We start from the raw sequence: 19,323 nt of genomic DNA, 5'->3' as shown, positions 1-19,323 counted from the left end.
CACTGGCTGCACCAATAACAACAATGGAGATGCGCCATGCCTGTCGTGAATTTCCACCTGCTCGCCGGCCACAGCACCGTCGAGCAGGAGCAACGTCTGCTGGTCGAGGCCTCGCGCCTCTATAGCGAGGTGCTCGCGTCGCCCATCGAGCGGGTGCGCGCCTTTATCACCCCCCACGCTGCCGGACAGTTCGCCGCCGCCGGTGCGCTGTGCAGCGCCAATGGCCTGCACGCGCCATTCTTCGAGTTCATCGTGCTCGACGGCCGCTCGCTGGAGGATCGCCAGCGCTTGCACCAAGGCTTCACCGATTTGCTGGTGGAGGTGCTCGGCGTGCACCGCGAGCTGGTGCGCGGCCGCTGTCAGCGCGTGGCGCCGGAGGACTGGTCCATCGGCGGTGCACCGGCCAGCGTGCTGCGCGCCGAGGAAGTGGCGGCACGCGCCCGCGCCGCCGCCGGGGAGGGCGCCGCATGAAGCACGAGATCCATATCGAGGACACCGGCGAGCACTACCCCTGCGACGAGCAGGAAACCGTGCTGAACGGCATGGCCCGGCTCGGCCGCAAGGGCATCCCGCTCGGCTGCCGCGGCGGCGGCTGCGGGGTGTGCAAGGTGCAGGTCATCAGTGGCGACTATCGGCCGACCCGCACCATGAGCCGCCAGCACGTCACGCTCGACGAGCAGGAACACGGCACCGTGCTGGCCTGCTGCATCCAGGCGCAGAGCGATCTGCGCCTGAAGGTCGTGGGCAAGCTGCACAAGGCGGTGTGCAAGGGACTGATGCCGCTGGCGCCGATGGCGTTCGCCGGGGTTGAGCGTCCCGGATCAGGGCAGGGGGCATGAAGCTGCCACATAGGCTGGAGCCTTGACGAGTCTCCCGTAGTAGCCCGCTTGCTGGTGATGCTTGGGTGGCTCTGGAATGTTGCCGGCAAGCGGGCTTCTGCGGGTTTCGTGCGTTTGTCCAGGGCTCGTGCATTCTTGCGTTAACATCGATCGTTTCGGCTCTTGCGCTGCACAAATCCGCTCTCGGGAGAATGCCTTCCATGAAAGTACTGATCGTCCACGCCCACCACGAGCCGCGCTCGTTCAACGCCGCGCTCAAGGATTGCGCCGTCGAGCGGTTCAGCGCCGCCGGCCACGAGGTGCAGGTCTCCGATCTCTACGCGATGAACTGGAATCCGGTGGCCAGCGCCGCCGACTTTGGCGCTCGCGCCAACCCGGACTATCTGGTCTACGCCCTGGAGCAGCGCCACAACCACGAGGCGGGCACCATCGCGCCGGACATCGCCGCCGAGATCGCCAAGGTGCAGTGGTGCGACCTGCTGATCTTCAACTTCCCGCTCTACTGGTTCTCCGAACCGGCGATCCTCAAGGGCTGGATCGACCGGGTGATGATTTCCGGGCTGTTCTATGGCGGCAAGCGCATCTACGACCGCGGCGGCATGCGCGGCAAGCGCGCGCTGGTGACGCTGACACTCGGTGGGCGCGAGTACATGTTCGGCGCCACGGGCATCCACGGCGAGATCGCCCCTTTGCTGCGCCCGCTGCTGCAGGGCAGCCTGGCCTACTGCGGCTTCACGGTGCTGCCGCCCTTCATCGGCTACCACGTGCCCTACGTCAGCGCCGAGGCGCGCGCGCAGATTCTCGCCGACTATCGCCGCCACCTCGACGACCTGGAGCGCCTCGAACCGCTGCGCTTTCCAAGCCTGGACGACTTCGACGACAGGCTGATGCCGCGGCCGCGCTGACAGTCCCGGCGATCTTCCGGACTGCCCGCTTTCCAGGCGTCGGGGTTTCAGATCGCCACCAGCCCGCGCACCCTACATCCACTTCATCTGCCCGCAGCAGGCCGAGCCCCCGGGGTGACCACCCTCATCGGCGGTGGCACCGGGCCGGTCGCCAACGCCACCGCCTGCATCCCCGGCCCCTGGAACATCGCGCGCATGCTCCGGGCTGGTATAGGCGCAACGCTACCTGTATAAGTCCGTCCGCTCCGGCTGCGGCGTGATGCCGCAGGTCGACGGGGCAACTTGAGTCAGGCCACTTTCAGATGACCGGTGAGGAATCATGTCCGAAGAACGCTTTGCCAAAACCCCGGAGCCGCCGTACTACGCGGTGATCTTTACCTTTCAGCGCAACGAGTGCGAAGCGGGATTCGCTGAAAAGGTCGAGCTCATGACCCGACTGGCCAAGGAGCAGCCGGGCTATATCGGCACCGAGTCCGCCGGTGACGCATCGGGCTTCGGCATCCTGGTGTCCTACTGGACAGACTTGGCTTCCATCGCCAAGTGGCGTACTGAAACCAGCCACGCTCAAGCGCAGACGGAGGGCAAGAGCAACTGGTTCGAGGGCCTGGAGCTGCGCATCTCCAAGGTCGAGCGCGCCTACAACTTCCGCAAGTAAAAGCTGGATAGTTGTCGCAAAGGGTGCATGCCATTCCAGCGGACGGACGGGCGGGCGGCGCCTGCGCTCATGGCGCGAGGGTAGGGGGCTATGCTTTGCGGACTGGAGTCGCCTCCACCCATCCTTCCGCCACGGGAGTCGCGCAGCCATGACCAGATCCACTTCCTTGCTTGTCGCCTCGCTGCTGTCGGTCGCCTGCTGGCCGGCCTTGGCGCAGACGGTGACGCCCCTGCACGGCCAGTCGCAGCAGACCATACAAGCCGACATGAGCGCCTGTCAGAGCCAGGCGTCCAGCTACGCCAATCCATCCAGCTCTTCCAGTTCGGCCCCCGGCGGCCAGCGCTTGCGCGGCGCCGCGGCCGGCGCGGCGGCCGGCGCCGCCGCGGGCCAGATCCGCAGCAACGATTACGACCGCATCGGCGACGAGGCGCAGCAGGAGTACCGCCAGGAGCGGGCCAAGGAAGGAGCGGCGGCCGGCGTGGTCGTCGGCGGTTCCCGCCAGCGCCAGGAGCGCCGCGAGGGTCGCCGCGCGGACCAGCAGAACGCGGCGAACGCCTCGTCCGTATACAGCACCTGCATGCAGCAGCGCGGCTATCAGGTCTCGCCCTGACGCGGCTGGCTGTCCGGCCGGCCGGTAGAAGTGCCCGGGCCGGCAGGCGCGGGGCTTGCTATGATCCGCGGCCTTTGACCGGGCCGGCGCCGGCGCCGGCCCCGCGTGCCGCAGCAGACGCACTGTCTTCAGGCTGACAAGCGCGCCGGCCATGCTGGCCAGGGTCGCGCTGGCGGCCCGGTCGATGTTTTCAGACGCCAACAGAATCAGGAGGGCAGGATGGACAAGGTTTGGCTGCAGATGTGCGAGGCGGCGGGCGTGGACGCGCAGAAGCGTCTGGCCGCGCGTCAGGAGGTGCTGGAGAGCGCCGAGGCGGTGGAATGCACGGTGTACCGTCCGGACGAGAACGACCCGGATGCCGAGGAGCTGGACCTGGGCGAGGCGCGCATCCTGTTCGAGGGCCCCTTCGTGGCGCCGGACGACTGGAGCGATGAGGAGTGCGAGGAGTTCTTCGGCGACGACGCCCCCGAGAACTTCGTTACCGCGCGTATCGAGTGCGAGGCGGCGCCGGCCTCGTCCGCCTACTTCCTGCCGGAGATCGGCGACTACCTGGCGGCATCGCTGGGGCAGGGCGAGGTGGTGATGTTCTACGTCCACGACTGCGAGGAGGACGACGACGGCCTGCACTGCGTGCTGATCCGCGACGACGAGCAGTTGCTCTGAAGTTGCTCTGAATCATCCGGTCGCCGGGCGTCGCTGCGGTCCTCGCCGCTTGGGCGTCCGGCACCTGCCAGGGGCAGTGTTCGACTGCCCCTATTTTCTGCCTCTATAGATGCTGGCCCGCTCGTGGCCGGCAGCCTGCCGGGCGGCGATCCTCAGTGGCGCAGCAGCCAGGTATCGTCGTCCGCCTGCACCTGCTCGAACACCCAACTCCAGTAACCCTGTTCGCTGTGGCCGAAGTTGACTGCATCCAGCCAGCGCTCGCGGGAGAAGTGCGGGTGCTCGCTGTCGCGGGCGCTGTCCTCGTACTTTTCCTGCAGTTCGTCGGCGGAGAATAGGAAGTCGTTCAGGTCGTAGGGGGAAGCCTTCCTTTTGGAGAGCGCGAGACCAAGGATCGACATAAACATGGTTGGGCTCCTGCATGCTGGCATGGTGCGGGTGGTCCCGGCCGGGCCGGGGGATTCTGCCGGTACGCTCGAATCGTCCGGCTTGTTGATACTGTATATGCGTACAGTAAAAATGCAAGCCTCCTTTGGCGAACGATGGCGCACTTGCGCAGGGCGTCAGAAAAGAGACCCGTAGCCAGGGGTTTGCCGGGCCGCAAACGACGACCGCCCCGGCTCGGGCGAGGCGGGGCGGTCGGCGGGAGCGGGACCCGGGGCTCTGCCGGGTCTCAGGCGCTGCGCATCACTGCTCGGTCTGCTCGAGCTTGCGCGGGGCCATGAAGTACAGCCAGGTCAGCGCCAGGAAGTACATGGCCGGGATGATGGTGAACAGCACGGCGTAGTTGTTGTTGGTGACGGTCAGCACGTAGCCGACGATCTGGGTCATGAACATGCCGCCGATCGCCGCGCACATGCCGCCGAAGCCGAACACGGTGCTCATCAGGTGCTTGGGGGTGTAGTCCATCACCAGGCTCCAGATGTTGGCGGTCCAGGCCTGGTGGGCACCCACGGCCAGGGAGATCGCCAGCACCGCGATCCACAGGCCGCTGGCCTTGGCGGCGAACACTACCGAGCAGATGCAGGTGGCGAAGATCAGCATCGACACCAGGCGGGCACGGATCGGCTGGACGCCGCGGCCGATCAGGAAGGACGACAGGATGCCGCCACCGATGCTGCCGAAGTCGGCGGTCAGCCAGATCAGCATCAGCGGGATGCCCATCTGGGTGACGCTGATGCCCAGGCTGTACTGCTGGTTGAGGAACGGCGGCAGCCAGTACAGGTAGAACCAGAACACCGGCGCGGTGATCGCGTAGGCCACGGCGAAGGCCCAGGTGCCGCGCATGCGCAGGATGCGCGAGAAGGGCACCTTGGTCGGCTCAGGCTCGGCGGCCTGCTGGATGTAGTCCAGTTCGGCCTGGGTGACGCGCGGATGCTCTTCCGGGTTGAAGTACTTGAGGCCCCAGAACACCAGCCAGACGGCGCCCAGCAGAGCCATGCCGATGAAGGCGGCCTGCCAGCCCCAGACGGACAGGATCAGCGGCAGCAGGGCCGGAGTGACCATGGCGCCGACGTTGGTGCCGGCGTTGAAGATGCCGGTGGCCAGGGCGCGCTCGCCGGCCGGGAACCACAGGCGGGTGGTCTTCACGCAAGCCGGGTAGTTGGCCGCCTCGGTCAGGCCGAGGATGAAGCGGCAGATCATGAAGCCGACCGCCGAAGTGGCCAGGCCGTGGGCGCCGGTGGCCAGGCTCCACAGCAGCACGGCGAGGAAGAAGGCACGTTTGACGCCGACCTTGTCGATGAAGCGGCCCTGCAGGATGAAGCCGACGGCATAGCCGACCTGGAACCAGAAGTTGATGTTGGCGTAGTCCATGGTGGACCAGCTCATCTCCTTGGCGAGGATCGGTTGCATCACGCCCAGGGCGGCGCGGTCGATGTAGTTCAGTGTGGTGGCGAAGAACACCAGGGCGAGCATGCCCCAGCGCATCTTGCCGACGGCGAGGGCGGCGCGGATCTTTTCGCCGACACCGGCGTGGGGGTGTACCGAGTGCACCTGGGGCGGGACGACGGGGCGTGCCGAAGACATGGACATGTGCGTTTACCCGATTCTTGAAATTGTTATTGAGCAGCTAGTGCTGTTTGACCGGACATCGGCGCTGGTCACGCCGGTGAGGCCTCCGGTCTGAGCAAATGGTGGAACTGTCGGCGGTTCGGGTCAATTCGATAAACGTTCATCTGGTCGATAATCGAACACAACCTAACTAGTTAGTACATTTTGACTCGAGCAGCAGTTTGCTATAGCCGATGGCTGTTTGTCGCCTGAACAAGCGTCCTGTCCGACCAGCGCGAGGCCGGCGAGATAGCCGAAGGTCATGCCCGGGCCGAGGGTAATGCCGCCGCTCGGATAGTGGCCGTCCATCACGCTGGCCATGTCGTTGCCCACCGCGAACAGCCCGCCAATCGGGCTTCCGCCGCCGTCCAGCACCCGCGCGCCGGCGTCGGTGCGCAGCCCGGCGAAGGTGCCCAGGCTGCCGGGCACCAGCTTCACGGCGTAGAACGGTCCGCGCTCCAATGCGCCCAGCGAAGGGTTGGGCGCCTGGCGTGGCGGTGTGCCGCGCTGGAAGTCGGGGTCTTCGGCCTGCCAGGCGGGTGTCGCGGTCGCGAGGCGCGCCTCGCCCTGGGCGCGGTTGTAGGGCGAGGCGCCGCGGCCGAAGTCCGGGTCCTCGCCCTGCGCGGCGTGCCGGTTGAAGCGCGCCACGCTGGCGGCGAGCTGTGCCGGGTCGATGCCGCACTGGCGGGCGAGCTCTTCGAGGCTGTCGCCGCGCTTGAGATAGCCGTTGCGCAGCCAGCGTCCCTCCGGGAAGGGGAACGGCCGCACCGCGCCGATGCCGTAGCGGTTGCGCGCGCGCCGGTCGCCGATCAGCCAGGCGACCGGCGCCTCGCCGGCCGGGGTGGCGGCGAACAGCGCGTTCATGAAGGCGTGGTAGGAGTCGGCCTCGTTGGCGAAGCGCCGGCCGTCGCTGCGCACGGCGATAAAGCCGGGCTTGGCGCGCTCCATCAGGTGCGGGAAGGCGCCGCTGCTGCCGTCCTTGCGCGGCACCAGCGATACCGGCGCCCAGGCGCCGGCGTGCAGCAGATCGCCCGCCACCCGCGCGCCGACCGCCTCGCCCAGGCGCAGGCCGTCGCCGGTATTGCACGGCGGCGCGGCCGAGTGGTGGCCCGAGCCGTCCGGGGCGTGGGGGAACAGCTGCGCGATGCGCGCGCGGTCGTGGGGAAAGCCGCCGCAGGCCAGCACCACGCCGCGCCGGGCGTGGATCTCGGCCGGCGTACCCACGTGGTCGAGCAGGGCGCCGACCACCCGGCCGTCGCGCTGCAGCAAACGCCGCACCGGGGCCTCGCAGAGCAGGCTGACCTTACGATCCAGCGCGCTGCGCAGCAGGCGGGCGACCAGCGCGTTGCCGTTGACCAGGTGCAGGCCGCGGCCGTGCAGCAGGCGGTCGCGGAAGTGCCGTAGCAGGCGCCCGGCCGCGTACAGCGCCGAGCGCGGTGAGCGGGTGGCGTCGAGGAAGTGGGCGAGGTCTGCGCCGCCGGCGATGCCCATGCCGGCCAGGCTGATCAGGTCCAGCGGCGGGCGCAGTTTCTCGATCCACGCGCCCAGTTGGCGGCCGTCGAACGGCTGGGCGCACAGCGAGCGGCCGCCCAGCACCGCGCCGGGGCCGTCGTGCATATCGGGCATGCGGCTGCCGGACTGGAACTGCACGGCGGTGTGGCGCTGGAAGAACTCGACCATCGCCGGGCCGTGGTCGAGAAAGGCGCGCTGGCGTTCGTCCAGTTCGCCCCGCTGGAGCTGCTCGCGCAGGTAACGCTCGGGCGCGTCGGGCTCCTCGATCTGGCCGTCGGCGACCGCCAGCGGATTGCGCGGAATCCACAACCAGCCGCCGGACCAGGCGCTGGTGCCGCCGAGCAGGGGGTCCTTCTCGGCGACCACCACTTTCAGGCCGTGGTGAGCGGCGGTCACCGCGGCGGCCAGCCCGGACGCGCCGGAGCCGACCACCAGCACGTCGCATTCGATTCTGTCGGCCGTTTGCATGTCCTGCCTCTTGTTGTTGTGGTTGGCGATCAGTTGTAGATACCGTCTTGCCCATCAGTGAGCAATGGCTCGCTGGTGATCGAACGGCACGCCGGACTTGAGCACGCCATAGGCGATGTGCAGCAGCTTGCGCATCGCCGCGCAGACGATCTGCTTGCCAGCCTTGCCTTTCTCCTTCAGGCGCTGACTCAGTGCCCTGATGGCGGGGTTGTGGGTCATCGCCACCAGGGCCGGCATGAACAGGCCGGCGCGCAGACGGGGCGAGCCGACCTTGGAAATGCGCACATGTCCCTGGTATTGACCCGACTGCTGCAGCCTCGGGTTCAGTCCCGCATAGGCGACGATGGCCCGCGCGCCCTCGAACTGCAGCGGATCGCCCAGCTCGGCCAGCAGCAAGGCCGCGGTCCGATCGGCGATGCCATCGATGCTGACCAGCAGGTCGCGGCGGCCGCGCAAATCCGGATCGTCGTCGATGTGCTGCTTGATCGCCCGCAGGGTCTCGGCGATCTGCCGCTCGATATGCGTCAGCAGCTCATGGATCGACGCCTGCACGCTGGGGTCCGAAACCTCCAGCCGATTGCGCTCCATCTGCTCGATTTCCTTGAGATCCTGCAGGCGTCTGACCAGCGCTTGCAGGCGCTTCTGCGCCGGCGGCGTGGGTGTCCAGGCGCGCAACTGGTCGACATGCCGCTGCCCGTAGGTGGCCAGCAGCTTGGCATCGGTGCGATCGGTCTTGCCACGCAGCAGCTCGCTCTGCGCGTAGCTGGCGATGCGTGCGGGGTTCATCACGCAGACCCGATAGCCCAGTCCCTGCAGGTACTCGGCGACGGCTTCGTGATAGATCCCCGTCGCCTCCATCACGATCCAGGCGCTGGGCTCGGCATACTGGTCCAGCCACTTCTCGACATCCTTGAAGCCCGCCGGGGTATTGGCCAGCTTGCTTTTCGTGCGGTGCTTGCCGTTGGCTTGCAGGGTGGCGATATCGAGACTGTGCTTGGCAACGTCGATGCCGACGACGGACGTCATGGGAAAGGCTCCTGTGCAGTGTTCATCGTGATCATCACAGCACTCGGTCCAACCTTGTGAATACGAGCTCTCACCGAGGGTGGGCTCCAGATACCGTTCGGACTTGTCGAGTGAGTGTGGAGGGCCGGAGCACGATCTACATCGCAGGCTCGAAGCCTAAGGGGCGAAGCGTCTTCCAGGTCCTCCTCCCGATGATCAGTCGGGAACTATCACCCCAGGAGGGGTGGCAGTCGAGATACAAGGGGCGAATTCATTCGCCATGGGCCGCAACGCGGCCCCGATGTTGCCAAGGGCAGGCCGATGGCCTGCTTGGCGAATGAATTCGCCCCTACAGGTTGAGTCTCTGCGGCGGTGAGCCGCGGTTCGCCCCTACAGATGACTCACTGCAGCGGCGAGAACCCGGTCGGCCGCATCAGCCGCGACTCCAGGCGCTCCACCGCGTCGAGTTCCCTGTTCTTGCGCGCGAACGCCGCCCAGCGCGGGTCGGCGGCCATGCTGGCGCGCCGTGCGGCGCGGTCGTCGAGACTCTCCCAGGCCCAGATGTGCACCACCTGGTTGGCCTCGCCGAACTCGATGGTGAAGAAGCCGACCAGCTTGCCGAGGTGCTCGGTCTGCACCGCCAGGGCGTCGCTCTGGTACAGCGCCAGCCACTCGGCGAGGCGGGTCGGCTTGATGGTGTAGGTGCGCAGTTCGTAGTACATGCGGGTATCTCCGTGGAAAGGTCAGGCTTTGGCCGGCAGCAGGCGCTCGGCGATATGGGTCGCGGCGATGTAGCCGAAGGTGATGCCGGGGCCGAGGGTGATGCCCGGGCCGGGATAGGTGCCGTCCATGATCGAGTTCATGTCGTTGCCGGCGGCGTACAGGCCGGGGATGGGCACGCCGTCGAGGTCGAGCACGTTGGCGTGGCGGTCGGTGCGCAGGCCGCGCGCCGAGCCCAGGTCGCCGGTGTCGACGCGGATGGCGTAGAACGGCGCCTTCTCCAGCGGCGCCAGGCACGGGTTGGGCTGCTGGTGCGGATCGCCCAGGTGGCGGTTGTAGCTGTTGCCGCCCTTGCCGAACTGGCGGTCGATGCCACTGCGGGCATCGGCGTTGTGCAGCTCGAGGGTGGCGCGCAGGCCCTGCGGGTCGACGCCGATGGTACGGGCCAGCGCCTCGGGGGTGTCGGCGCGGTGCAGGTAGCCCGCGGCGATCAGTGCCGAGTTGTCGACCGGCTTGGGCCGCGCCAGGCCCATGCCGTACTTGCCGAGCGCCTCGGCGTCGGCGATCAGCCAGCAGGGCGCATGGCCCTGGAACATCGCCTCGACGAAGCAGTGGTAGGAGTTGGACTCGTTGACGAAGCGTCGGCCGCTCTTGTCGACGGCGATGATCCCCGGTTTGGCGCGATCGGTGACCAGGTGCGGGAAGCGCTCCAGCGTGCCGTCCGGGCGGCGCAGTACGGATACCGGCGCCCAGAAGAAGTTGGCGGCCAGGTCCTTGCCGCTGGCAGCATTGACCGCCGCGCCCAGGCGCAGGGCATCGCCGGTGTTGGTTTCCGGCGACATGCTCCAGTGCGCCGCCGCGCTCTGCGGGCGCTCGGCCGCGGCCTGGGCGCCGGCGCCGAAGCCGCCGGTGGCGCAGACCACGCCGCCGCGCGCCCGCACCTGCACGCTGCGCCCGCCGCGGCGCAGCTGCACGCCGCGCACCGCGCCGTCCTCGACGATCAGCGCCTCGCTCTGGCAGTCCAGCCACAGCTCGACGCCCTTGGCGAAGGCGGTGGTGGCCAGCCGGGCGATCAGCGCGTTGCCGACGGTCAGGCGGGTGCCGCGGTGGTGCTTGAGGCGGTCGCGACCATAGCGCGCCATCAGCTTCAGGCAGTGCCACAGCGACTGCGGCGAGCGGCGGAAGCTGAGGAAGTGCTGGATGTCGACGCGGTTCACCATCATCCCGCCGAACAGCAGCATGCCCTGCGGCGGCGCCTTGAGGTCCTTGAAGCGCTCGCCCAGGCGGCGGCCGTCGTACTCGACCATCTCCAGGGCGCGGCCGCGGTCGGTGGCGCCGTCCTCGTCCGGGTAGTAGTCCGGGGAGAGCGGGCGCAGCGCGTAGGCCAGCTCGCTGTGCTGTTCGAGATAGCGCAGCGCCTCGCTGCCGCGTTCGATGAAGGTATCGACCAGTTCGGCGTCGTAGCCGGCGCCGATGGTCTTCTTCAGGTAGGTGCGCACCGCCTCGGGCGAATCGGCGATGCCGGCGGCGCGCGCCTGGTCGCTGCCGGGGACCCAGACGGCGCCGCCGGAAATCGCCGAGGTGCCGCCGAAGGTCTCGGCCTTCTCGACGATCAGCACGCGCAGGCCGCGGCAGGCGGCGGTGGTGGCGGCGGCGAAGCCGGCCGCGCCGCTGCCGAGCACCACCAGGTCGTATTCGTGGACGGCACTGGCCGGGGTAACGGAGGAGGGGATTGCGGAGGTCATGACGGTTGCTCCCTGGCGTGGCTCAGATCTGCTGCGGGGTGACGCCCATGAAGGCGCCGAGGTTGCCGAGCTGGGCGAAGGCCATCTCCGCGCCGGTCTGGATGGGGCAGCCCATGCGCTGGGCGAAGGCCAGCAGCGGGGTGATCTCCGGCGCGGTCACCACATCGGCCACCAGGGTGTTCGGGCGCAGGGTCTCCAGTTGGGCGAGCGGCAGCGGCAGTTCGCCGCTGCCGCCCATGCCCACCGGCGAGGCGTTGACCACCAGGTCGAAGCCCGCCAGCGACGGGTAGTCGGTGTGCACCGCCAGACGCGGGAAGGCGTCGCGCAGGATGGTAGCCAGCCCCTCGGTACGCGCGGCGCTGACGTCGGCGAGGGTCAGCTCGCTGACGCCGGCCTCGCCTAGGGCGTAGGCGATGGCGCTGCCCACCCCGCCGGCGCCGACCACCAGGGCGTGCTGCCCGTGGCCACGGAACCCGTGCTGGCGGGCGGCGTTGAGGAAGCCGTCGCCGTCGACGTTGTCGCCGAGCAGGCGGCCGTCGGCCTCGCGGCGGATCACATTGACCGAGCGCAGCGCCGCGGCGCGCGGGCTGACGCCGTCCAGCCGCTCGGCCAGCACCTGCTTGTAGGGCACGGTGACCACGCAACCGCGCAGGTTGCGCCAGCCGCGCAGGGTGGCGAGAAAGTCGTCCAGCGCCCTCTCGTTCAGGTCGATGGCGATCATCGCCAGGTCCCTGTCGTGCTGGGCGAACCAGGTGTTGAAGTTTTCCGGCGACTTCACCTGGGCGATGGGGGAGCCGACGATGGCTACCAGTTCGGTCGAACCGCGGATCATGCTGACCTCCAGCTTTGTGCTTGTTGTGCGGCGAGTATTGCGAGCGCCTCGCCGGCCCAACAATGCGCCAGTCGGTCGTTTGTCTTGTTAATCGCATTGACGCTGCGATAATCGCATCGAATGGCGAAAATTCCCGAGGAGCGACATGAGCCAACCGCCGATCCATCCGCGCGACTTGATCGCCGGCCTGCAGAAGGGCCTGGCGCTGATGCAGCTGTTCAGCGAGGAGCATCCGCGCCTGAGCGTGGCGCAGGCGGCGCGCCTGTCGGGGTTGACCCCCAGCGCGACGCGGCGCTTTCTGCTGACCCTTATGCACGAGGGGTTCGCCGACAGCGACGGCCGCCAGTACTGGCTGACCGCCAAGGCGCTGCGCATCGGCCAGGCCTACGTCGACTCGGCGCAGCTGCCGCGCATGCTGCGCCCGGTGGTCGAGCAGGTGGCGCGCAGCATCCAGGAGCACGTCGCGGTGGGCCTGCGCGACGGCGACGACGTGGTGCACATCGTGCGCAGCCGCTACAGCCACATCTCCTCGCTGTCGATCCGGCCCGGCTCGCGGGTACCGATGTACTGCACCGCCAGCGGCCGGGTATGGCTGGCGCAGATGGGCGAGGAGGAATTGGCCGGCTACTTCGCGCGGGTGCCGCTGCGCCAGCTCACTCCGTTCACCCGCACCGACGAGGCGGCGATCCGCGCCGAGCTCGCACAGATCGCCGCGCAGGGCTACGCCATCGTCGACCAGGAGTTCGAGGTGGGCATGCGCGTGCTGGCGGTACCGCTGTTCGGGCGCAGCGGGCGGATGCAGGCGAGCCTGTCGATCACCACCCACGCTTCGCGCCTGAGCGTCGAGGAGATGCGCCTGCGCTACCTGCTGCCGCTCTACGAGGCGCAGGCGCTGCTCAAGCCGGTGCTGGATTGAACAGCCGTTTTGCGGTGAAATCCCCGCCCTTGAGCGATTGCGTGCGGTAACCGGCGAAGGGCACGGCCACTGTCGGCGGTTTGTGCTCCAATCGCCCTTCGCCAACGCTCCCGATCCGTCCCGGAAACCTTCCCGATGCTTTCTCTCGAGTTCTTCCTGTTCGCCGTGCCCGCGGTGCTGCTCACCGGTTTGTCCAAGGGCGGTTTCGGCGGGGCGCTGGGCGGCATCGCCGTGCCGCTCTTGGCGCTCGGCGTGGCGCCGACCCAGGCGGCGGCGATCATGCTGCCGATCCTCTGCACCGCCGACCTGGTCGGCCTGCGCGCCTACTACGGCAAGTGGGACGTGGCCAACCTGAAGATCATGCTGCCCGGCGCGCTGATCGGCGTGCTGATCGGTTCGCTGAGCTTCGGCATGCTCAACGAGCGGATCATCGGCCTCATGATCGGCGGCATCGCCGTGGCCTTCGTGCTGGCCAACCTGATCCACCCGCCCAAGGCGCGGCCGGGTCAGCCGCCGGCCAAGGGCTCGGGCACGCTGTTCTCCACCCTGGCCGGCTTCACCAGCTTCGTCGCCCACGCCGGCGGCCCGCCGATCATGATGCACCTGCTGCCGCAGCAGCTCGACAAGGTGCGCTACGTGGCCACCATCAACGTGTTCTTCCTGCTCACCAACGCGGTCAAGCTGGTGCCCTACACCATGCTCGGCCAGTTCACCCGGGAAAACCTGCTGGCCAGCCTGGCCCTGGCGCCGCTGGTGCCGCTGGGCGTGTGGGCCGGCCTGTGGCTGCAGGACAAGGTCAACCACCAGTGGTTTTACCGCATCGCCCGTGCCGGCATGCTGGTGGCGGGGATCCAGCTGCTGGTCAAGCACTGGTAGCAGCCGCCTCGCGGCCCTGGATGAACGGCGAGCGGATTTCGGCTTTGCGCTCGCAGTTCCGCCACGAGGGGCGACACTTCAAGGAGCGTCCCTGACCGCTGCGTCGCGCACGCGAACGGGCGGAGACACACGGGCAGAGGCCGTGCAACGGATCGCTCGGCATGGAGCCGACGCGCTGCAAACGGCTGAGGTGTGCTCCATGCTCTCTGACATGTCGCTCCTCCACTGGCTGACCCTGGACGGGATGATCACCGTGGTGACCATCCTGGTCTACGTGATCAATTCCCACGTGATGCGCCAGCGGCGGCATCCGACGGCGGCGGTGGCCTGGATGCTGTTCATCATCTTCCTGCCTTACCTCGCCCTGCCGGCCTTCCTGCTGTTCGGCACCCGCAAGCTGGCGCGTCCACCCCAGGTCGTATTGCCCGTCCCGCCCGAAAAGCGCAGCCCCGACGGCTGGGGGATCGAAACCATCGTGGCCCTCGGCCAGCCGGCACCGGCGCGCTACTGCGAGCTGAACGTGCATGCGGACGGCCACCAGGCCGGCGACGCCCTGCTGGCCACCCTCGACGGGGCCCGGGTCTCGATCGACCTGTGCACCTTCATCATCGGCCGCGACAGCCTGGGCGAGGCCGTGATCGAACGGCTCTGCAACAAGGCGCGGGCCGGGGTGCGCGTCCGCCTGTTGCTGGACGGCATGGGCATCCTGATGGCCCGCCGCCCGAACTTGAGCCGCCTGACCGCGGCCGGCGGGGAGCTGGTGCTGTTCGCGCCGCCGCTGCACGCCCTCCTGTACTCGCCGCTGCGCTCGCCGTTGAATGCCTTGCTGAAGGGATCGAGCAATCTGCGCAACCATCGCAAGTTGCTGATCGCCGACGCGGGCCAGGCCAACAGCCGGCTGTGGTGCGGCGGGCGCAACCTGGCCGCGGAATACTTCGACGGGACGCCCGCGGCGCCGCCGTGGCGCGACCTGAGCTTCGATCTGCGCGGCCCGCTGACGGATCAGGCCAGCGCGCTGTTCGAGTGCGACTGGGCCTTCGCCAAGGGACTGCCGCGCGGCGGTGCGCTGCGGGCAGACCTGCCGCCGGCCCCGCTGGCGCTCGACGGAGCGCAGCTCGTCGCCTCCGGCCCGGACCAGGCGGACGATACCGTCTACGCGCTGCTGGTTACCGCCGCCTACCGCGCCCAGCGGCGCATCGCGCTGGCTACGCCGTACTTCGTTCCCGAGTCGGCCCTGTTGATGGCGCTGTGCCTGGCCGCGCGCCGCGGGGTGACGGTCGATCTGCTGCTGCCCGCCCGTTCCAACCACCCGCTGTCCGACCTGGCCCGTGGCCGGCCGCTGCGCGCGCTGGCCGCGGCGGGCGGGCGCATCTGGCTGGCGCCGGAGATGATGCACGCCAAGCTGGCGGTGATCGACGATGCGCTGGCCCTGGCCGGCTCCGCCAACCTCGACAGCCGTGGCCTGTTCCTCAACTACGAGCTGATGGTCGCCTTCCACCAGCGCGCGGACGTGGAGCGCTTCGCGGCCTGGTTCGAGGCGGAACGGAGCGCCGCCAGCCCCGGCGTTGCCACTCCGCCGGGTTTGCTGCGCGATGCGGGCGAGGGGTTACTGCAGTTGCTGGGGTTCCAGCTCTGAGAGCCTGCTCACGATCTGCTGCGCGTCGGCCATGCTGCGTTGAAATCGGTTTCGGAATGCTCATTTGCAGTCAGCAAACTCCGCTTCCTCAACCGATTTCGCCTTGCCTGGCTCTAGCTCGCGAGATCGTGAACAGGCTCTGAGCCGGCGCTCAGTCGGGCTCGCGAGCCGGGGTCGATTTGAGCTTGGCCTGCGCCATCGACACCGCGTCGTCGACGCTCCAGTTGGTCAGCTCCGGGTCGGGCAGGTTGGGTACTTCGGCGCGCGTGAGCACTCTCTTGACCGGTTCGTGCAGGCGGGCGAGCAGCAGCTCGATGCCACGGGTGCGGGCGAATCGGGCCAGCTCCATCAGCGCGTCGATGCTGGTGCCGTCGAGATCGGGGGATTCCTCCAGGCTCAGGATCACCACGTGCGGCGGACCCTCCGCCTGGCGGCTCAGGCGCTCGATGCGGTGCTGGACGTGGGCCATGATCTGTTCGGCATTGGCGAAGAACAGCGGCGTTTCCGGGCGCATGATCAGCATGCCGGGAATCTGCTTGGCCTCGGGATGGGCGCGGATGTCGACGAAGTCGTGCCCTTCGCCCAGCCGGCCGAGCACCGCCACCCGGTGTTGGGAAAAGCCGCTCAGGGTCATCAGCAGGCTGGCGCCGACCGCCACCAGCAGGCCGGGAAGCACGCCGAACAGCAGCACCGCGGCGATCGCGCACAGCAATACCACGCGGTCGCGATGCCAGCGGAAGTACACCTTCAGCGTGCCGAGGCTCAGGGTATGGGTGACGGCGTAGGTGACGATGGCGGCCAGGATCGGCAGCGGGATGAGCGCCATATAGGACAGCAGCGTCAGCACCGCCACCAGTACCGTCAGCGCGGCGATCCAGGCCGCCAGGTGCGAGCGGGCGCCGGAGGACTCGTTGGCGGCGGTAGCGGAATAGCCGGCGCCCACCGGCAGGCCGGCGAACAGGCCGGACACCAGGTTGGCCAGCCCCAGGGCGACCAGTTCGCGGTTGGCCGAAAAGCTTTCGCCATGCTTGAAGGCGAAGCTGCGTATGCCGGCATAGGACTCCGCATACACCACCAGCAGCAGGGCGCACGCCAGCTCGGCGACGCGCAGCCATTCGCGCGGAGTGAGTTCGGGCAGGGTCGGCGCCCTGAACTCGAGGTCGATGGTGCCGACCAGGGCGACCCCGTGCCTGTCGAGGCCCAGCAGCGCCTGCGCGGCGATGCCCAGGGCGATGACCAGCAACGGCGTGGGAATGCGCCGCAGGGGCCTTAGGGCGAACAGCAAGGCCAGGGCGCCCAGGCCCAGGCCGAGACAGAGCAGGTTCCAGTCGGCGAATTGGGTGAGGAGCTCGTAACCGCTGCGCAGGAAGTCGGTGTGGGTGGTCTTCACGCCGAGAAGATGCGGCAGTTGCCTGACGATGATCACCAGGGTCAGGCCAAAGGTGAAACCGCGCAGCACCGGCTTGGCGATGAACGCCGAGATGCTTCCCAGCCGGGCGGCCCCCGCCAGCAGGAACAAGCCGCCGGTGAGCACCACCAGGCCGGTGACCAGGCCCAGCTTCTGGCTGGGTTCCCCCGGCGCCAGCGCGGCGAGGGCGGCGGCCAGCACCGCCGCCGAGGACGAGGTGGCCGAGACGATGGCGTACCGGCTGCGCCCCACCAGCCCGTAGCAGATGAGGCCCGCCAGCAAGGCGGTCACCCCGTGCTGCGGGGGCAGGCCGGCGATGCTCGAATAGGCGACCGCTTCGGGTATCAGCAGGCCAGCCACAGCCAGGCCCGCCAGCAGGTCGGGCAGGCGGGATCGGGTGGCGGGGCGGGCAGCGGTCGTGGCCATCGGCAGGTGCTCGCCTGAGCGGGGACTGATGGGCTAACGATAGCCGCCACCCGCGAGGTGCAGCGTGCCGTCGGGGAGCAATCTGCCGGAAGCAGCGAGGGACGGCGGGGGGCAGGGCCGCTCCGTCGTGGAGTCGCCGGGCAGGACACAAAAGGCGGTGACGGGAGTGCCCCGTCACCGCCTTGCCTGAATAGCGGGGCCTCACTCCCAGCCGCTGGCCCCGGCGATATGCCGGCCGGCGATGTAGCCGAAGGTCACCGCCGGGCCGAGGTTGATGCCGCCGGCCGGGTAGTGGCCGCCCATGATGCTGGCCATGTCGGTGCCGGCGGCGTACAGGCCGGCGATCGGCTGGCCGCCTTCGTCCAGCACCTGGGCGCTGGCGTTGGTCTTCAGGCCGGCGAAGGTGCCGAAGCAGCCGGGCTGCACCTTCACCGCGTAGAACGGCCCGTGCTCGATGGGCGCCACGCAGGGGTTGGGCTGCTGGCTGGCGTCGCCCTGCTTGCGGTTGTAGAGGGTCGAGCCGCGGCCGAACTGCGGGTCCTCGCCGTGGCGGGCGTGGCGGTTGTATTCGGCGACGGTCGCGGTGAGGCCCGTCGGGTCGATGCCGCAGGCGCGCGCCAGTTCCTCGATGGTGTTGCCGCGTTTCAGGTAGCCGTTGCGCAGCCAGCCGCCCAGCGGCACCGGTGCCGGGCGCGAGATGCCCAGGCCATAGCGGCGCTGGAAGCGGTGGTCGCAGACCAGCCAGGAAGCCACCTCCTGGCCCGGCGGCACCGCGGCGACCATCGCCGAGGTGTAGTCGTAGTAGCCATGCGCCTCGTTGACGAAGCGCTTGCCGCTGGCCAGCACGCCGATGATCCCCGGCTTGCCGCGCTCGATGATGTGCGGGAAGTGGCCGCTGCTGCCGTCCGGGTGCCGCACCAGCGACACCGGCGCCCAGGCCACCGGCGAGACCAGGCTGGTATCCACCTGGCCGCCGGCCGACTCGCCCAGGCGCAGGCCATCGCCCGAGGCGCCGAGCGGCGGTAGAGCGAGGTGCTCATGGCCGGTGGGCGTGCGCGGGAACAGCGCCTTGCGCCGCTCGATGTCGTTGGGGAAGCCGCCGGCGGCCAGCACCACCGCCTTGCTGGCGCGGATGCTCAGCTCGCCCTGCGCGGTCTGCACCACCGCGCCGCGTACCGCGCCGTCTTCCATGAGCAGGCGGCGCGCCGGCGCCGACTCGATCATCTGCACGCCAAGCTCCTCGGCCGACTTGGCGAGCCGGGCGACCAGCGCCACGCCGTTGACCAGCTGCATGGCGCGGCCGTGGCGGGCCAGGTCGACCAGATGGCGACCGAAGCGCTTGCCGGCGTAGACGAACGAGCGGGCCGAGCGGGTGACGCTGAGGAAGGCGGCCAGATCCTTGCCGGCCATGATCGGCATGCCCAGGAACGAGGTTTCGCGCATGGTCTTGCGCAGGCGGTGGATCAGCGGGCCAACCTCGTTGCCGTCGTACGGCGCGGCGATGACCGAGCGGCCACCGGTGCCGGCGCCGGGGCTGTCGCCGTGGATGTCGGCGATCTGGTTGCCGTCGGCGAACTGCAGGCGGGTGTGCTTCTCGAAGAATTCGACCATGTGCGGCCCGGCTTCGAGGAAGGCGTCGATGCGCGTCGCGTCGTACTTCTCGCCCAACTCGTGCTTGAGGTAGGCGCGCGGCAGCTCGGCGTCCTCGACGATGCCGGCGCGCCGCGCCAGCGGGTTGCACGGCACCCACATCCAGCCGCCCGACCAGGCGGTGGCGCCGCCGAACACCGGGTCCTTCTCCACCACCACGACCTTTTGCCCGTGCCAGGCGGCGGTCACCGCGGCCGACAGGCCGGCGGCCCCCGAACCTATGACCAGGACATCGCATTCGAGCGGATGGGTGAGGGGGCTTGCAGGCATGGCGTTTCTCCGGGCTGGAACGGGCGGGGCGATTTGACTGGTCGCTGATCCGCACTTGTTGTTTTCTGGAACCGTGTTCCGATAATAGAGATTCCAGTCCGGATCGCCAAGAGCGCATCGTCATGGCGGGGAAACGCC

Annotated in this window: 18 protein-coding genes and 1 pseudogene; 10 read left to right on the top strand and 9 right to left on the bottom strand. The window is 68.8% G+C overall.

Annotated elements, in window-relative coordinates; genetic code table 11:
- The first annotated feature begins 36 nt into the window (after positions 1 to 36).
- From LMJ29_RS16205 to LMJ29_RS16175, 7 genes and pseudogenes are all read left to right on the top strand, one after another.
- Complete coding sequence (locus tag LMJ29_RS16205; protein WP_229606559.1) at positions 37 to 471, top strand: tautomerase family protein; 435 nt, start codon at positions 37 to 39, stop codon at positions 469 to 471.
- Positions 468 to 839, top strand: coding sequence for a 2Fe-2S iron-sulfur cluster binding domain-containing protein (locus LMJ29_RS16200; protein WP_229606558.1), 372 nt, complete (start codon positions 468 to 470; stop codon positions 837 to 839). The genes LMJ29_RS16205 and LMJ29_RS16200 overlap by 4 nt, the downstream gene beginning before the upstream one ends.
- Positions 840 to 1,039: 200 nt before the next feature.
- Positions 1,040 to 1,744, top strand: coding sequence for an NAD(P)H-dependent oxidoreductase (locus LMJ29_RS16195; protein ID WP_229606557.1), 705 nt, complete (start codon positions 1,040 to 1,042; stop codon positions 1,742 to 1,744).
- 73 nt (positions 1,745 to 1,817) lie between these two features.
- Positions 1,818 to 1,951 (top strand): annotated as a pseudogene (locus LMJ29_RS16190) (hypothetical protein); the annotation flags it as partial.
- Positions 1,952 to 2,063: 112 nt separating this feature from the next.
- Entirely contained in the window at positions 2,064 to 2,399 is a 336-nt protein-coding gene (locus LMJ29_RS16185; RefSeq protein ID WP_229606556.1) for an antibiotic biosynthesis monooxygenase family protein, read from the top strand.
- Positions 2,400 to 2,547: 148 nt separating this feature from the next.
- Positions 2,548 to 3,009, top strand: a complete 462-nt coding sequence (locus tag LMJ29_RS16180) for a YMGG-like glycine zipper-containing protein (protein WP_229606555.1) — start codon at positions 2,548 to 2,550, stop codon at positions 3,007 to 3,009.
- Between the two features lie 240 nt (positions 3,010 to 3,249).
- Complete coding sequence (locus LMJ29_RS16175) at positions 3,250 to 3,672, top strand: hypothetical protein (RefSeq protein ID WP_229606638.1); 423 nt, start codon at positions 3,250 to 3,252, stop codon at positions 3,670 to 3,672.
- Positions 3,673 to 3,824: 152 nt separating this feature from the next.
- On the opposite strand, the gene LMJ29_RS16170 is transcribed toward LMJ29_RS16175, so the two are convergent.
- The 7 genes from LMJ29_RS16170 to LMJ29_RS16140 form a co-directional block, all read right to left on the bottom strand.
- Positions 3,825 to 4,076, bottom strand: a complete 252-nt coding sequence (locus LMJ29_RS16170) for a hypothetical protein (RefSeq protein WP_229606554.1) — start codon at positions 4,074 to 4,076, stop codon at positions 3,825 to 3,827.
- Positions 4,077 to 4,356: 280 nt separating this feature from the next.
- Positions 4,357 to 5,697, bottom strand: a complete 1,341-nt coding sequence (locus tag LMJ29_RS16165) for an MFS transporter (protein WP_229606637.1) — start codon at positions 5,695 to 5,697, stop codon at positions 4,357 to 4,359.
- Positions 5,698 to 5,868: 171 nt separating this feature from the next.
- Entirely contained in the window at positions 5,869 to 7,701 is a 1,833-nt protein-coding gene (locus tag LMJ29_RS16160) for an FAD-dependent oxidoreductase (protein WP_229606553.1), read from the bottom strand.
- 54 nt (positions 7,702 to 7,755) lie between these two features.
- The gene (locus LMJ29_RS16155) at positions 7,756 to 8,727 is read right to left on the bottom strand and encodes an IS110 family RNA-guided transposase (RefSeq protein ID WP_229606552.1); all 972 of its coding nucleotides are present in this window, start codon (positions 8,725 to 8,727) and stop codon (positions 7,756 to 7,758) included.
- Between the two features lie 380 nt (positions 8,728 to 9,107).
- Positions 9,108 to 9,428 (bottom strand): NIPSNAP family protein, encoded by a 321-nt coding sequence (locus tag LMJ29_RS16150; RefSeq protein WP_229606551.1) that lies wholly within the window; start codon positions 9,426 to 9,428, stop codon positions 9,108 to 9,110.
- A 21-nt stretch (positions 9,429 to 9,449) separates the two neighbouring features.
- Positions 9,450 to 11,171, bottom strand: coding sequence for an FAD-dependent oxidoreductase (locus tag LMJ29_RS16145; RefSeq protein ID WP_229606550.1), 1,722 nt, complete (start codon positions 11,169 to 11,171; stop codon positions 9,450 to 9,452).
- 22 nt (positions 11,172 to 11,193) lie between these two features.
- Positions 11,194 to 12,003 carry a shikimate dehydrogenase family protein gene (locus tag LMJ29_RS16140; protein WP_229606549.1) on the bottom strand — a complete coding sequence of 270 codons (810 nt, stop codon included), beginning with the start codon at positions 12,001 to 12,003 and terminating at the stop codon, positions 11,194 to 11,196.
- 145 nt (positions 12,004 to 12,148) lie between these two features.
- On the opposite strand from LMJ29_RS16140, the gene LMJ29_RS16135 reads away from it, so the two are divergent.
- The 3 genes from LMJ29_RS16135 to LMJ29_RS16125 all read left to right on the top strand — a co-directional run bounded on the left by LMJ29_RS16135 (position 12,149) and on the right by LMJ29_RS16125 (position 15,431).
- The gene (locus LMJ29_RS16135; protein WP_229606548.1) at positions 12,149 to 12,919 is read left to right on the top strand and encodes an IclR family transcriptional regulator domain-containing protein; all 771 of its coding nucleotides are present in this window, start codon (positions 12,149 to 12,151) and stop codon (positions 12,917 to 12,919) included.
- Between the two features lie 135 nt (positions 12,920 to 13,054).
- On the top strand, positions 13,055 to 13,795 hold the full coding sequence (locus tag LMJ29_RS16130; RefSeq protein ID WP_229606547.1) for a sulfite exporter TauE/SafE family protein: 741 nt from the start codon (positions 13,055 to 13,057) through the stop codon (positions 13,793 to 13,795).
- Positions 13,796 to 13,994: 199 nt separating this feature from the next.
- Positions 13,995 to 15,431 carry a phospholipase D-like domain-containing protein gene (locus tag LMJ29_RS16125; protein ID WP_229606546.1) on the top strand — a complete coding sequence of 479 codons (1,437 nt, stop codon included), beginning with the start codon at positions 13,995 to 13,997 and terminating at the stop codon, positions 15,429 to 15,431.
- 151 nt (positions 15,432 to 15,582) lie between these two features.
- Here LMJ29_RS16125 and LMJ29_RS16120 read toward each other — a convergent pair whose 3' ends face one another.
- Together LMJ29_RS16120 and LMJ29_RS16115 are read right to left on the bottom strand one after the other, a co-directional pair.
- A complete protein-coding gene (locus tag LMJ29_RS16120; protein ID WP_229606545.1) occupies positions 15,583 to 17,265 on the bottom strand; it encodes a SulP family inorganic anion transporter in 1,683 nt (560 codons plus the stop codon).
- A gap of 201 nt (positions 17,266 to 17,466) precedes the next feature.
- Entirely contained in the window at positions 17,467 to 19,185 is a 1,719-nt protein-coding gene (locus tag LMJ29_RS16115; RefSeq protein WP_229606544.1) for an FAD-dependent oxidoreductase, read from the bottom strand.
- Between the last annotated feature and the right edge of the window lie 138 nt (positions 19,186 to 19,323).

Origin of the sequence: Pseudomonas oryzagri (assembly GCF_020831405.1) — a bacterium.
GTDB classification, from domain to species: Bacteria; Pseudomonadota; Gammaproteobacteria; order Pseudomonadales; family Pseudomonadaceae; genus Geopseudomonas; species Geopseudomonas oryzagri.
Note: the sequence above shows the minus strand (reverse complement) of the source record. Positions and strands in the feature narration are given on the sequence as shown.